Annotated in this window: 12 protein-coding genes; 6 read left to right on the top strand and 6 right to left on the bottom strand. The window is 71.5% G+C overall.

Going from position 1 to position 14,570, the window contains the following annotated elements:
- Window positions 1–104 precede the first annotated feature (104 nt).
- Window positions 105–878: a hypothetical protein gene (locus tag BMW88_RS22950; RefSeq protein ID WP_143116201.1), complete on the top strand. Its 774-nt coding sequence runs from the start codon at window positions 105–107 to the stop codon at window positions 876–878.
- Here BMW88_RS22950 and BMW88_RS22945 read toward each other — a convergent pair whose 3' ends face one another.
- A complete protein-coding gene (locus tag BMW88_RS22945; protein WP_245777990.1) occupies window positions 879–3,467 on the bottom strand; it encodes a CHAT domain-containing protein in 2,589 nt (862 codons plus the stop codon).
- Window positions 3,468–3,697: 230 nt separating this feature from the next.
- Here BMW88_RS22945 and BMW88_RS22940 point away from each other — a divergent pair, with 230 nt between their 5' ends.
- The 5 genes from BMW88_RS22940 to BMW88_RS22920 all read left to right on the top strand — a co-directional run bounded on the left by BMW88_RS22940 (window position 3,698) and on the right by BMW88_RS22920 (window position 8,581).
- A complete protein-coding gene (locus BMW88_RS22940; protein ID WP_245777989.1) occupies window positions 3,698–4,744 on the top strand; it encodes a S8 family peptidase in 1,047 nt (348 codons plus the stop codon).
- Between the two features lie 54 nt (window positions 4,745–4,798).
- On the top strand, window positions 4,799–5,425 hold the full coding sequence (locus BMW88_RS22935; protein WP_089953736.1) for an RNA polymerase sigma factor: 627 nt from the start codon (window positions 4,799–4,801) through the stop codon (window positions 5,423–5,425).
- On the top strand, window positions 5,403–5,846 hold the full coding sequence (locus BMW88_RS22930; RefSeq protein WP_089953734.1) for a hypothetical protein: 444 nt from the start codon (window positions 5,403–5,405) through the stop codon (window positions 5,844–5,846). The genes BMW88_RS22935 and BMW88_RS22930 overlap by 23 nt, the downstream gene beginning before the upstream one ends.
- A 99-nt stretch (window positions 5,847–5,945) precedes the next feature.
- A complete protein-coding gene (locus tag BMW88_RS22925; RefSeq protein WP_089953733.1) occupies window positions 5,946–6,746 on the top strand; it encodes an SAM-dependent methyltransferase in 801 nt (266 codons plus the stop codon).
- Window positions 6,746–8,581, top strand: coding sequence for a diguanylate cyclase domain-containing protein (locus BMW88_RS22920; RefSeq protein WP_089953731.1), 1,836 nt, complete (start codon window positions 6,746–6,748; stop codon window positions 8,579–8,581). The genes BMW88_RS22925 and BMW88_RS22920 overlap by 1 nt, the downstream gene beginning before the upstream one ends.
- Before the next feature lie 42 nt (window positions 8,582–8,623).
- Here BMW88_RS22920 and BMW88_RS22915 read toward each other — a convergent pair whose 3' ends face one another.
- The 5 genes from BMW88_RS22915 to BMW88_RS22895 all read right to left on the bottom strand — a co-directional run bounded on the left by BMW88_RS22915 (window position 8,624) and on the right by BMW88_RS22895 (window position 14,397).
- On the bottom strand, window positions 8,624–9,112 hold the full coding sequence (locus BMW88_RS22915) for a snapalysin family zinc-dependent metalloprotease (protein WP_245777988.1): 489 nt from the start codon (window positions 9,110–9,112) through the stop codon (window positions 8,624–8,626).
- Between the two features lie 108 nt (window positions 9,113–9,220).
- Window positions 9,221–10,378, bottom strand: a complete 1,158-nt coding sequence (locus BMW88_RS22910; RefSeq protein WP_089953728.1) for an alkaline phosphatase PhoX — start codon at window positions 10,376–10,378, stop codon at window positions 9,221–9,223.
- Window positions 10,379–10,586: 208 nt separating this feature from the next.
- Window positions 10,587–11,183, bottom strand: coding sequence for a GTP-binding protein (locus BMW88_RS22905; protein WP_089953727.1), 597 nt, complete (start codon window positions 11,181–11,183; stop codon window positions 10,587–10,589).
- A gap of 23 nt (window positions 11,184–11,206) precedes the next feature.
- On the bottom strand, window positions 11,207–11,629 hold the full coding sequence (locus BMW88_RS22900) for a roadblock/LC7 domain-containing protein (RefSeq protein WP_030468876.1): 423 nt from the start codon (window positions 11,627–11,629) through the stop codon (window positions 11,207–11,209).
- The gene (locus tag BMW88_RS22895) at window positions 11,626–14,397 is read right to left on the bottom strand and encodes a nitrate- and nitrite sensing domain-containing protein (RefSeq protein ID WP_245777987.1); all 2,772 of its coding nucleotides are present in this window, start codon (window positions 14,395–14,397) and stop codon (window positions 11,626–11,628) included. Before BMW88_RS22895 ends, BMW88_RS22900 begins: the two co-directional genes overlap by 4 nt.
- Window positions 14,398–14,570: the final 173 nt, after the last annotated feature.

Raw genomic sequence — 14,570 nt, 5'->3', positions numbered from 1 at the left:
AGGTCGTCCGGCGGTGACGGCGTCCTCCGGCGCCGGCGAACCCCGGGCCACCTGAGTACGACTACTCGTGCGCCCCGGACCGGCGCGGCGCTAACGTCACCGGCATGAAGCCTTGGGGGATCGTGGCTTTGACGACGGTCGCGCTCGTCGCGGGGGTGGCGGGGTACTTCGCCACGCGGCCGGAAGGCAGCTCGTACACGGACGCCGACGCCGAGCGCACGGCCGAATGCCTCGCCAAGTACCCGATGCCGGCAGACGCCGCCGGGTTCGCCCGCCGCCTGCAGGACCGCTACAGCCTGTGCGGCAGCTCCGACGTGCTCGAGTACTCCGACATCGGCGACCGCCTCGCCGACACGACGAGACCGAGCGTGCGGCTGGTCATCCGCATCCACCACGACGCGTACTCCGCCTGGTTCACCCACCGCGACGCCATCACGGCCTGCTACCGCATGGAGTTCGACTACTACGGTCTGGTCGACGGCCACCCGGACCGCGTCGCCTGCCCGCCGGGCGCCGCCGCGCTCACCCCACCGCCGGTCCCGCGCAAGGGCTTGCCCAGCACCATGGGGGACGTGGTGCGGCGCACCCTCGAAGCACTCCCGCCGGCGCCCGCCGAGAACGAGGTGCGCGCGGCGATCCAGGCGGCGCTGCCCCCGCCGGTGGTCAACCCGCCGACGCTCGACGTCGCCGTGCGTGACTCCGTGGTCGCCGTCGCCGCCGGTTCCACGGACCGGGGCGAGCTCGAGTGCCAGTTCGCGGTGAGGACGGCCACCGGCGAGGTCGACCTCTGGTTCCCCGACCGGTCGAAGGTGCCGGTCAGCGAGTTCCGCTGCGACGCCGCCACCGCGCTGCACCGGCATCCCGCCGAAGCGGGCTGATCACCCGGCGCCGAAGCACACGAACCCGACGGCGGCGGCGTAAGCGGCGTCGTCGCCCGCTGCCCGCTGCACCGCCGCCAGCGCCTCGGCCGGAGCCAGCCCGGCGGCGAGCTTCTGGTGCAGCTCCACCATCACCGGCGCGGTGCCGTCGGTCGGCACCGGCACCACGGGCGCGATCAACGTGCGGGTGCCGAGCCCCAGCAGCGCGGCCGTGAACCCCATCAGCTCGTCACCGGGCCGGACCGCCGACTGACCGGTGTCGCAGGCCGACAGCACCACCCGGGTCGGCGGCCGGCGCAGCCGTTCGATGTCGTAGACGGTCAACGGCCCGTCCGCCAGCTCCAGGGCGGAGAACAGCGGGTTGTCGACGCGGAACGAGCCGTGCGCGGCGATGTGGGCGAGCGCGGCACCGTCCATGGCGGACGAGACGGCGCTCACGGTCGCTTCCGCGTCAACGAGGACACGACCCGGCACGTGCGCGCTGATGGCCTTGATCTCGGCGGGCGCCGCGGCCATCCGCGGACCGGCGGCCAGCACCGCCTCCCCCGCCGCGTCCGGCACCGACCGAGCGCGCAGCCACACCGCGGCCGAGGGCGCGACGGTCACCTGGCGGTTCACCACGGCCCACGGCAGGCCGTTCAGCGCACCGGTCGGCACGACGACCAGCGGACGGCCGTCGACCCTGGACGCCAGCGGCTCCAGCAGGCGGCGGGCCAGCAGCGCGGCGGCGTGCGCAGCCGACGAGCGGGCCACGGCCGCGTTCGGCAGCTCCGGCGGCAACGTGACCAGGCGGTGCAGGGCGAAGCGCAGCAGGCGGATCTCGCGGACCACGCCCTCGACCGGCCCCAGCGCGTGCAGCGACGCGCGCCCACCGGCCAGGACGACGGCCGACAACGAGCCGTCGTACTCGACGAACTCGATCAACGCCGCCGAGCCCAGTGCCGAGGCCAGCGAGGGGACCGAGGGCGGTTTGACCATCGCGACCTCGCCCGACATCTGCCGGGTGAGGTCGCGGACGCGCTGCTCGGCGCGGACCAGCTTGGCGCGCAGGGCGCCGGCGGGCTTTCCCGCCAGCACGGCGGACTCCACGTCCGCCGCCACCGCGCGCAACGACGCCAGGGCGTCCTCGAGCCGGGGGTCGTCGGGCGGGGACGCGGACTTCATCCGCAACGCCCCGGCCCGCCAGCTCTCGGTCCACGACAGCACCCGCGCCGCGTTGCCGGAGGCGACGGCCAGCCGCAGGCCCTCCAGCGCCAGGGCCTGGCCCTGCACACCGGTCGAGGCGCGCAGCTCGGCCGCGCCCAGCGACACCCGGTACTCGTCCAGCAGCCCGATCCCCCGCCGCAACGCCGACGAGGTGCCGCGGACGTCGCCGGAGAGCTTGCGCCGCAACGCCTCCGCGTACCAGCCCCGCACGCGCAACCCCGCCGGACCGCGACGGCGTGCGGCGGCGGCCATCGACAGCTCGGCCACGGCGCGGACCCGATGTCCGAGGTCGGCGGCCACCAGACCGGCGTCGATGCGGGCCTCCAGCGCGGGCAGCCGCCAGTCCACCGAGTCGAGCTCGGCGGCGACCCGCGACAGGGCCAGCCGCAACGGCCGGGACCGGTCCCCGCGCAGCACGGCGGCGTGCAGCTCCAGGTAGCGCGCACCGGCCGCCCAGAGCGGGCGCTGCTCGCGCCGGAACCGGCGGCGCGCCTCCGCGGCGAACGCGTTCGCCGCGTCGGGGTCGTCGTCCAGCAGGGCGATCCTGGCGCGGAAGTACAGCGCCTCCGAGACGCCCAGCGGGTTCTGCAACGCCTTCAGCTCGGTGATCGCGCGGTCGGCCGCGGCCCGCGCCTCGTCCAGCAGCGGCACCGAGACGAGCAGCTCCAGCCGGTTCACGAGCAGCACCGGGCGCAGCACATCGAGCCGGCGGTACACCTCCTCCGCCTTGTCGAACAACGTCAGCGCGGCGGGCACGTCACCGCCGCGCGTCGCCATGATGCCGGCGTTCCAGTGCACGTCCGCGACGCCGAGCTCCTGGCCGAGCTCACCGAGCAACGAGGCCGCCCGCTCGAAGTCCGCCGACGCCTCGCGCATGTCGCCCACGTACGCGCGCACGAGCCCGCGGTTGTTCAAAGCGCGCGCTTCGACGAGCCGGTCCCCGACGCGACGTGCGCCGGCGATGGCCGCGGTGTAGTCGCGCTGGGCGTCGTCGTAGCGGGTCAGGTAGTGGAAGACGACGCCGCGCTGCATCAGCGCGGCCACCGCGTCCGCGCCGGTCAGTTCCGGCATCGCGTCGTCCAGCGCCTTCAACGCCTGCCGGTGCTTGCCCGTGTAGGCGAGCACCCACGCGAGACTCATCTGCCCCAGCGCGGCCAGCCGGGGCAGCGAGGCGTCGGAGGCGATCCGGATCGAGCGGCGCAGGTGCCGGGCCGCGCCACCGAAGTCGTGCATCTCGCGCAACGCGAGACCGATCGCGCGCTCGGCGGTGGACCGTTCCGAGCGGTCTTCCGTCGTGCGGAGCACCGCGCGGGCCATCTCCACGGCCTCGCGGGGGTTGCGCTGCCTGGCCACCAGCGCGTCTTCCGCACAAAAATCGGTCACGGCGACACTTTATCCGTTGTGGTAGCTTGATCAAGCTCGGTCGGGGTGTCCGTCAACGCTGCTTTAGTGAGGCCGTGGTGTCGAAAACGCCTGAAAGCGCGGAGCTTTACCAAAGAGCTTTCCTGCAGCTCATCGCCGAGGACAAGAACATCAGTCTGCACGCCGAACGCGGACGTGAATTCCTTTATCGTCCCGGCCAGCTGCTCGTCGGGACCGAAGACCAACAACGCGTGGCCGAGAAACTGCGGGAAAACAACATCGTCACCCGGCCCGGCGACGGATTCGCCGGAATGGCCAGGCTGCTGCTGCCGAACAACGCCGAGGACGTCCCGCGCATCGTCCGCCTGCTGCGCGACCCGCGGAACTGGCCAGGCCAGCGCGTGCCGCTCGTGCAGCCGCACCACGTGGTCGTGGGCCACGGCGGCCTCGTCATGGGCAACCCCGGCGACCGGCCCCGCCCGGCCGACCCGATGTCCACGCCCGAGGCGGACGACCGCCTCCGCGAGGTGCGGGTCGGCATCGTCGACACCGGCATCTCCTCCGGCGCCGACAGCGACCACGCCGGCTGGTTCGCCGAGCGCTACGCCAAGGAGGCGGACGACGTCGACCCCGCCTACAGCGGCGGCGACCTCTTCGCGTTGCAGGGCGGGCACGGCACGTTCGTCGCCGGCGTGATCCAGAACGCGGCGCCCGGCGTCACGTTCGACCCCGAGGTCGCGCTCGACGAGAACGGGTTCGGTGACGAGGAGCGGCTCTGCCTCAAGATTTCCGAGCTGGGCCGGAAGAAGATCCACCTGCTCAACCTGTCGCTGGGCTGCTTCACCGCGGACGACGTGGCGTCGGAACCGCTGCGGCGCGTCGTCGACGAGCTGCCCGCGGACGTCGTCGTGGTCGGCTCGGCCGGCAACCAGGGCACGCAGCGGCCGAGCTGGCCCGCCGCGCTGCCCCGCGTCACCGCCGTCGCCGCCGCCGAGCAGAACCAGGACGGCTCCGTGGTTCCCGCGTCGTACTCGAACTGGGGCCACTGGGTCGACGCGTGCGCGATCGGCAACCGGGCCTCGACCTACCTCAAGGGCCGGTGGCAGCTACCCGGCGAACCTTCCGCGACCCCGTTCGCGCTGTGGGCGTACTGGTACGGCACGTCGTTCGCGGCGCCGCTGGTCACCGGCCGGATCGCCGCGACGATGGTCGCCGACGGCAGCACCGCGGCTCAGGCGCGGGACAAGCTGCTGACCGGCGCGGTGTTCCACCCCGGTTACGGTGTTCTCATCAAGTAGTTGTATCTGGGGAGCGACCTCGGCCTCCGCAAGTTGTGACCGCAAGGAGTCGACGTGACCTCTGGATCCCCGATCGCCGCGCTCGTGAGCGCGGCGGCCGAGGGCGACCAGTCGGCGTGGAACGAGATCGTGGACCGTTACACGCCGCTAGTGGTGTCGGTGATCTACAAGCACCGGCTGCGCCCGGCGGACGCGTCCGACGTGAACCAGACGCTGTGGCTGCGGCTCGTGGAGCAGATCGGACGGCTGCGCGAGCCGGAGGCCCTGCCCGGCTGGATCATGACGACGACCCGCAACGAGTGCCTGCGCGTGCTGCGCGTGCAGCAGAGGACGCACCTGTACGACCCGCTGTCCGAGTCCGAGGCGCTGGAGTCGGAGCAGGTGGACGCGGACGTCGAGGCGGACCTGCTGGCCGTGGAGCGGCGCCAGGCGCTGCGCGACGGGTTCGCCGAGCTCACGGACCAGTGCAAGCGGTTGCTCACCAAGCTGATGACCGATCCGCCGCCGAGCTACCAGGTCGTGAGCGAAGAGCTCGCGATGCCGGTCGGCAGCATCGGCCCGACGCGGATCCGGTGCCTGCAGAAGCTGCGCAAGACCGCCGCGGTGGCCGCGTTCCTGGGATCTCCGGTGAAGTCGCGAACGGGAGGAGGTGTGCTGGGTGCGGCACGACTGGGACAGTGACGAGGTTCTGCTCGACGCCTTGCGCGACGCGGTGAGCACACCTCCCGGCGACGTGCCGCCGGAGTTCGTCGAGGCCGCGAAGGCCGCGTTCACCTGGCGCACCGTCGACGAGGAGCTGCTGCTGATCACGTCGTACGACTCCGTGCTGGACGACACCCTGTTCGCCCGTGCGCGGGCCACGACGACGGCGCGGCAGCTCGTGTTCGACGCGAACGGCGTGACGTTGCAGGTCGAGGTGTCGGCAGCGGGGATCACCGGTCAGCTGATACCGGCGTCCGGGTCGGTCACGCTGGTGACACCGAACGGCGAGCACGAGACCTCGGCCGTCGACGAGCTGGGCACGTTCGTGATGGGGAGCGGTCCACGCGGACCGGTGAAGTTCCGGTTCGCCGGTGGTTGCACCGATTGGTTCATCCTCTGACGGGCCATTCGCACGTGACCGGATTTCGCTCGTTCGGCCTATCATCGCCGCCAGTAGGGTGAGCACGCTCAGAATTCGCGTCGCGAGAGGTGTGCCGCTGTGGTCGATCGAGTCAGCTGGGTTCCGGAAGGCGTCAACGTCGACGTCCCGAGTTCCGCTCGGATCTACGACTACCTCCTCGGCGGCGGGCACAACTTCGAAGCCGACCGGGCGACGGCGGAAGCGCTGATCAAGGTGCTGCCGGTGCGGGACATGGCGCGCCGCAACCGCGCGTACCTGCGCCGGGTCGTCCTGGAGCTGGCCGGCCTCGGCATCCGGCAGTTCCTCGACCTCGGCTCGGGCATCCCGACCGTCGGCAACGTCCACGAGGTGGCGCACGAGGTCGCGCCGGAGTCGAAGGTCGTCTACGTCGACTTCGAACCGGTCGCGACCACGCACGCCGAGCTCATGCTCGCCGACGAGCCCGGCGTGACGGCACTGCTGGCCGACCTGCGCGAGCCGGAGAAGGTCGTGCAGCAGGCCTCGTCGTCGCTCGACTTCTCCCGGCCCGTGGGGCTCTTGGTCGTCGGGGTCCTGCAGTTCATCCCCGACTCGGACGACCCGTGGGGCGTCCTGTCCCGGTACGTGGAAGCGCTCTCGCCCGGTTCGTACCTGGCCCTGTCGCACTTCACCGCGGACAGCATGCCGGCGGCCATGGCGGCCGGCGCGGAGATCTTCGCGAAGACCGCGGAGCCGATCACGCCGCGCACCAAGGCCCAGGTGGCGGACATGCTGGCGGGCACGGAGGTCGTGGAGCCCGGCATCGTCTTCACGCCCGAGTGGCGGCCGGAGACGCCGGAGGACGTCGGCGCGGACCCGTCGAAGGCGAACCTCTACGCCGCGGTGGGCCGCAAAGCCTGATGGCCCCCTCTCCCCTGGCGCAGCGCTGGGCGGCTGTTCTGATCGAGAGCGCGTACTCGCCGATGTCGCGGCGGGAGCTCACGCAGCACCTCGACGAGCACGCCGTCCGGCTTCGCGCCGGGCAGGCGGCGGTGGCCATCGGCGAATGGCTCGTGCGCAAGCGCTTCACCGGGCCCGACTCGTTGCGCCGCACGCTGGAGGTGCTGGCGCCCGAGTTCCCGCCCGAGGTGCTCGGCGCGCTGGCGGCCGGGTACGTGCGGGCGACGCGCGACCAGTTGTTCGCCGAGCAGGAGAAGGTCAAGAACGCGTTGCTGAAGGCCGTCGAGGACGCGCAGCGCGACCTGCACGACAGCGAGGCCCGGTTCGCCCAGGTCTTCGCGTCGACGGCGGTCGGCATCGCGATCTTCGACCTGCGCGGCGGTGTCGTGGAGGCGAACGAGGCGCTGGCCGCGATCCTCGGCCACGAGGAGATGCCCAAGGACCTGTTCACCGACGCGGACGCGGCGGCTCTGGCCGCGGCCTGCGAGCGCATGATCGAGTCCTCTGTGGACAGCGACCGGCGCGAGTGGGAGCTCACCCGCGACAACGGCGACACGGTGTGGGCGAACGTGGTGCTGTCCGTGCTGCGCGGGTCCGACGGCCTGCCCAAGTTCCACGTCGCGCTGATCGAGGACGTCACGGAGCAGCGCATGCTGCACGAGTGGCTGCGGCACCAGTCGCTGACGGACCTGCTGACCGGCCTGCCGAACCGCGCCTCGTTCACCGACAAGCTGGAGTCGGCGCTCGCGACCGGTGAGCCGCACACCCTGGGCTACCTGGACGTCGACAGCCTGACGATCGTCAACGACGGTCTGGGCTACGCGGCCGGGGACGCCGTGCTGGTCGAGGTGGCGCGGCGGTTGCGGGCCGCGCTCCCGGACGCCGTGGTGGCACGGGTCGGCGGCGACGAGTTCGTGGTGCTGATCCACGGTTCCCCCGACGTCGCGGCGCTGGCGGCGATGATCGACGAGGAGCTGTCGGAGCCGGTGTACCTGGAGGGCGCGGGCGTCGCGGTGTCCACGTCGATCGGCTTCGTGCACACCGCCGGGCACGGGGTGGACTCGACGACGGTGCTGCGGCGCGCCCATTCGACGCTGCGGCGGGCCGAGACCGGTGGCAAGCGGCAGTGGGGCATCTACGACCACGAGGCCGACGCCGCCGACCGCGCCAGGTTCGCGCGCATCGCGGCCATGCCCGGCGCCTTCGAGAACGGCGAGATCTCCGTGGAGTACGCGCCGGTGTCGTGGGTCTCGGGAGAGCGGGCGTTCCTGGAGGCTTCGCTGCGGTGGGGCGTCTCCCGGCACGACGACGTGGTGGCCCACGCCGACGCGCTGGGCCTCGCCTCGCGCCTCGGCCGGATGGTGTTGCGGGACGCGTGCTCGCGCGGTGAGCCGGTGCTGATCAGGTTGTCCCGCGACCTGTCGCGCGACCCCGACCTGGCGGCGCACGTGCGGTCGGCGTTGCGGGCCGGCGCCTTCCCCGCCTCGTCGCTGTTCCTGGCGCTCGACGTGCGGGCGATGCCGGACGGCGAGGAGAACCTCGAGGTGCTGCACGACATGGGCGTGCACGTCCTGCTGCACGAGTTCGGCGGCGGGTTCGCCGGTCTGTCCACTGTGGAGCGCAGCCCGGTGTGGGGTGTCCGGCTGGCCAGGCCGCCGTCCGAACGCCTGGCGCGCCAGGGGCTGGCCCTCATGGTGCCGTTGCTGCGGTCCGCGGGCGTGCACGTGATCGGCGGGCCCGGTGATCCCGACGAGCTCCGCGCGCTGGGCGTCGACCTGGTGGTCTCGCCGTCGTGAGTGGTTGTGGCCGGCAGGTCGGCCACAACCACCGCGCACTGGCTAGGCAGCGTCCACGAACGTCGTGGCCTGGACGGTCGCCGCCGTGCGGAAGTTCGCCTCGACCTCGGCCTTCTCCCTCGTGTTCGGGTTGGGGTTCTTGCAGGAGGTGCCGGCGCTGGCGCCGGACATCAGGTCGGTGCACAGACCCGTCCTGCGGTCGGGCAGGCCGAGCAGGTGACCGAACTCGTGGGACGAGATGCGGACGGTGTCGTGGCCCTCGTTGACCGCCTGGCGGCCCATGACCCACCGGCCGCGGCCGAGGCTGGACACGTAGGCGCGGGGCCACTGGTTGTCCACGGTGACGGTGATGTTCGCGGCGCCGGTCGTCTTGACCAGCCGCACGTTCACCACGCTGTTGTTCCACACCTGGGCGCCCTGGTCGACGGCGGCCTGGAACTCACCGGCGCCACTGGAGTTGTAGGTGAGGGTGCGGGGCGCAGCTTCCGCCGTGCCGGCGATGCCGGCCGACAGGGCGGCAGCGCTGGCCACAACGGCGATTGTTTTGCGCAGGAACACAGGGATCTCCTCGCAATGCAGGGTAATTGCACCCCGACTGTATCGCTGCGACGTTGGCGCACAAGAAGAGTCAAACGTCAATCAGCGCCGGAACGGTCCAGTCACTTCGTAGGTGATGCCACCTCCGCTGCTGCCGGAGGTGCCGCGCTGCGAGGAGAAGTAGAGCCTACTGCCGTCGGGTGAGAACGCGGGACCCGTGATCTCACTGGAACTCTGGTTCGGCAGGTGCAGGAACGGCGCCACGACCCCCTGCGGCGTGATGATGCAGATTTCCATGTTCCCACCGTCCTCGGCCACGAACAGGTCGCCACCGGACGAGCGGGTCACGTTGTCGACGCCCGTGAGCGGCGGCGTGCCACCGGTCACCAGCGAGTCGTCGTAGGTCAGGCTGATCGTGCCGTTGACGGCGTCGTAGGCCCACACGCGCCCGTCGCCCTTGGTGGTGAACCAGCACGTGCCGTCGGCGTAGTAACACCCTTCACCACCGTTGAAGCGCTTGGCGTCCGGCACCTGGTCGCGCGTCGCCGTCGGACTCCCGCCGGGGTCCGGCACCCTCGCCCAGCCGACCGGTCCGGACGTCTCGGCGCCGCCGGTCATGACCTCGAGCGTGCCGGTGCTCAGGTCGCCCCACGTGGCGGGCCGGAACCGGTAGAGGCACCCGTCGGGCACGTCCTCGGTGAGGTAGACGACCCGGCGGACCGGGTCCGCCGCGCAGGCCTCGTGCTTGAAGCGCCCCATGGCGGGCCTGCGCACCGCCGCCTTGGCGCCCCACGGGTCCGTCTCGTAGACGTAGCCGCGGTCGATCTCCTCGCAGCTGAGCCAGGTGTTCCACGGCGTGGCTCCGCCGGCGCAGTTGACGCTCGTGAAGCTGAGGGTCCGGTAGGCGGCGGTGATGGTGCCGCTCTGGTCGAACCGCACCGCCCCGACCCCGCCGACGAGCGGCACCTCGCTGTTGGACACGTAGATCCAGCCCGTGCCGTCGGCGAAGCACGCACCGCCGTCCGGCGCGGAGTGCCAGGTGTAGGAGGTGCCGGCCACCTTCTGGCCGGAGCGGGCGATGACGCGGCTGGTGAACCCCTGCGGCAGCATGAGACCGCTGGCGTTCACCGGTTGCAGGGGGCCGTAGGGGCTCGGGCCCGGCTGGGCTCCGGCGGCGAAGGCCTCACGCCAGTTGGCGCCACCGAAAGCCGCCGCGGCTGTCCCGACGACTGCGACACGTAAGAAGTTCCGACGCTCCATGTCTTCCGAGCGTGCCGGAGCCGGTGGGCGCGCGGAATGAAGCTCTGGCGAATGACTGTCGACGGCCGTGCGCCGGGGAAGCCGAACGGCCCACTGCGGCACGGCAGTCGCCCGCCACCGCGGCAGCGCACCGGCGAAAGGCTCGGCACCCGCACGCCGACGGGGCCGGTGCCCAGAGGCACCGGCCCCGTTGCCGCGGGAAGCGGAGCTAGGCGAACGACGGCTGGCGCAGCGCGTGCTCCACCAGCGCGATCAGGATCTGCTTCGTCGACTGCCGGTTCCTCGCGTCGCAAGGGATGATCGGCACCGAGGACGGGATCGTGAGCGCGTCGCGGATCTCCTCGGCCCGGTGGTGCATGAGGCCGTCGAAGCAGTTCACCGCGACCACGTAGGGCAGGTCGCGGTCCTCGAAGAAGTCGATGGGCGCGAACGCCTCGTCGATCCTGCGGGTGTCGACCATGACGACGGCGCCGATCGCACCGCGGACCAGGTCGTCCCACATGAACCAGAACCGGTGCTGACCGGGCGTGCCGAACAGGTACAGGATCAGGTCCCTGTCCAGCGACACCCGGCCGAAGTCCATGGCCACCGTGGTGGTGACCTTGTCCGGGACCGCGGACAGGTCGTCGACCCCCACCGATGCCTGGGTCATGACGGCCTCGGTGGTCAGCGGGGTGATCTCGGAGACGGAGCCGACGAACGTCGTCTTGCCGACACCGAACCCGCCCGCGACGACGATCTTCGCCGACGTCGCCGTCAGGTCGACCCCAGGTGACCCCGGACGACCCGGAGCACCGTTGCTCATGGGAACTTCTCTCTACTCAGAGCTCAGGCTCGCATGGATACGTGCAGCTGGGCACGGATCTCCGGCGTCAGCTGGAGACCGACCCGCTCCACGAGCCGGGTCATCGCATAACCGATGAGCCCGATGTCGCAGTTGGGCGCGGCGAGAACGGCGAGGCAGGACCCGTCGCTGATGGACATCAGGAAGAGGTAGCCCCGCTCCATCTCGACGACAGTCTGCTTCACCTCCCCCGCCTCGAAGCAACGCGCCGCGCCGAGGTTCAGCGAAACGAGGCCGGAGGACACGGCGGCGAGCTGCTCCGCGCGGTCGTGCGGCAGGCGGTCCGACGAAGCGAGCAGCAGGCCGTCCGCCGAGACGACGATCGCGTGCGCGACACCGGCGACCCTGCTGACGAAGTCCTCGACCAGCCAGCTGAAGTTGTCCAGTTCCTCAGTCGCGGTGGTCACTGGCGTTCCCTTTCTGCGATCACGGGGATGCCTCCGACGGAGGAGTCGACGAGCGACTCACGCCCCATCTGGACGCCCTTCTGGTACGTGGCGAACCGCTGGCGGAGCCGGTCGGCTGACCGGCCGGGGATGTTCGCGGTGGCGAGCTGGGGTGCGGGTGACGACGGCTTCGGCAACGAGCCGGGCACCAGGCGCGCCTTCGGCACGCGCTTGGGCAGGCCGTTCTCCGTCGTCTGCGCGGTCTCGCCGGTGCCGAGGGCGCCGGCGGCGCGCCAGCCCTCGTCCGCCGCTCCCCAGTCGGACTCGGCGAAGTCGGCGACCGCGCGGGGCACCGCCGTCGGCGCCTCGGTCCGCACGGGCTCCGCCGAACGCTGCCGCTTGGGCAGGCCGTTCACCGTGGGGGGTTCCGCTTCCGCTGCGGCACGCGCCGGTTCGGCGGGCGCGCTGTCCACTTCGGACGGCGGCTTGACCGGTTCGTCCGCGGCGGGGGTCTGGAACCACCGCGACAGCGCGTCGGGGGAGATCAGCGGCTCGTCGTCGTCGACGATCGCCGGGAAGATCTCGGTGGCGGGGTCGGCCGGGCGCTCGATGGGCGGCGGCTCGTAGGAGTAACCGTCCTCAGCGGACTTCTCGTCCGCCTCGATCCGCGCGGTGAACAGACCGTCGGCGGAGGTCTGCTCGATGCGGTGCCGGCCGGAGTTCTCGTCGGCGGTGGCGGGCGACGGGACGACCACCGGGTGCTCCGGCGTCCACTTCGGGACACCGGAGAGACCCTCACCGGTCGCGTCGGTGCTCGCCGGAGCCGGCGGCAGCAGCGGCAGCGCGGGCGCGGCGCCCTTGTGCAGCAACGAGGTCGGCAGGACCACCTGGGCGGTGACGCCGCCCTCGATGTCGTCGTTGTTCGCGAGCGTCACGCGGATCTCGTGGCGCTTCGCGAGCTGGCCGACCACGTACAGGCCCATCTCGCGGGCGACCGAGACGTCGACCTCCGGCGGCTCGGCGAGCTTCGCGTTGAACTCGACGACGTCGTCCTCCTGCATGCCGACGCCGCGGTCGTGGATGCGGATCGCGACCTCGCCCTTGCGGGTCTCGATCGTGCGCACGGTGACCTTGGTGGTCGGCTTGGAGAACGCGGTCGCGTTGTCGAGCAGCTCGGCGACGAGGTGCGCGAGGTCGTTGACCACGCGGCCCTGCACCATCACCTCCGGCGTCGGCGCGATCTGGACACGCGCGTACTTCTCCACCTCGGACACCGCGGCGCCGAGCACCTCGGCGATCGCGACCGGGCGGGTGACGCGGCGGTTGACCGTCGTGCCGGAGAGCACCAGGAGGTTCTCGCTGTTGCGGCGCATCTGCGTCGCGAGGTGGTCGAGCTCGAACAGCGACGCCAGGTGGTCGGGGTCCTGCTCGTCCTGCTCGAGCCGGTCGATCACGCTGATCTGCCGCTCCACCAACGCCTGCGAGCGCCGCGACAGGTTGATGAACATGTCGTTGACGTTCGCGCGCAGCACCACCTGCTCGACGGCGAGGCGGACGGCCTCGCGCTGCACGAGGTCGAACGCCCGCGCGACCTGGCCGACCTCCTCGGTCGTGTTGAGCGGCACCGGGACGATCGCCTCCTCCGCGGCCCGCTCGGGGTCGCGGTGCGACCGGATGCGGCGGATCGCCTCGGGGAGCTGGTTGCGGGCGACGTCGAGGGCGCTGCGGCGCAGGACGCGCAGCGGTCGCAGCATCGACTGGGCCACCATCGCCATCAGGCCGAACGCGATCAACAGCGAGATCGCGACCAGACCGGCGTCCCGCCAGGCGTCCGTGCGCGCCGCGTTCGCGAGGCGCGTGGTCGTCGCGTCGGCCTGACCCTCGAGGTCGGTGGTGACCTCGCGGACGAGGTTCGCCGTGTCCTGGCCGATCTTGAGCACCTCGGCGTCGGTGATGGACACCGGCTTGCGCTCGGCGTCCTGCGCGAGGGCGAGCTTCACCAGCCGGTTGCGGCCGTCCACGGCGGCACCGGACACGACGTCCTGGAACCGCTGCCGGTTCGCCGGCGAGGCCAGGTCGTTGAACTCGGTGAACGCGGCGTCCAACCGGGACTGCGCCGACCTCAGCTCGTCCGCGGCGCCGGGCGCGAAACTGCGGCGCAGCGCCGTGGACGTCAGGATCGAGTTCTGCTGCCCGAGCTGCTCCTGCGCGACGTAGAGCGCCTGCGCGGCGGAGACCAGCGGGACGATCTCGGGCTCGCTCAGGCTGGAGACCGCGGCGCGGTGCACCTGGCCGAGCGAGGCGATGATCTGGTTGTACGCCCCGACCACCGCGATGTCGGGGTACTTCGTGCTCAGGATCGTCACGCGCAGGCTAGCGAGTCCGTCGAGCGACTCGAGCGACTTGGTGAACGCCTCCTGCAGAGACGCGCTCAAGGCCGTGGCCGTCGCGCCCGCGTCGCGGTACCTGCCCAGCTCCGTGTCCGTGAGACCGGTCTTGGCGGCGTGCTCGGGGCACGCGTTCTGCCTGCCTGCGCCTACGCACTGCACGGCCCAGTCGCGCTCGACCTGCAGCGCGTTCTCCACCTTGGCCGCCTGATGGCTGACCGCGAGCTCGCGCTGGACGGTGTCGAAGAGCTCGACGTCGTCGAGCTGGGTGTTCAGCCTCAGGCCCGCGAGAGTCGCGGTGCTCAGAGCCGGAACCAACAACACCACCGCGAGCTTGCTCCGCAACCGCCAGTTGCGTAGGCGGAACCGGTCGATGCCTCGCTGGTCCTCACGACCGCGCACCGTCAACACTCCCCGCCCGTTTAATAGCTGCAAACCTGGTGGATCTTGGAGTAAAACGAACCGCTCTCATACCGCCGTTCGGACGACAAAACAGCTGGTTCGAGAATCAACAACTTTGAATGGGCGGCTAAACGGCCCTGAAGCGATAATTCATCCGGCGGAAACGACGCGCA

Source organism: Lentzea xinjiangensis (genome assembly GCF_900110955.1).
GTDB classification, from domain to species: Bacteria; Actinomycetota; Actinomycetes; order Mycobacteriales; family Pseudonocardiaceae; genus Lentzea; species Lentzea xinjiangensis.
Note: the sequence above shows the minus strand (reverse complement) of the source record. Positions and strands in the feature narration are given on the sequence as shown.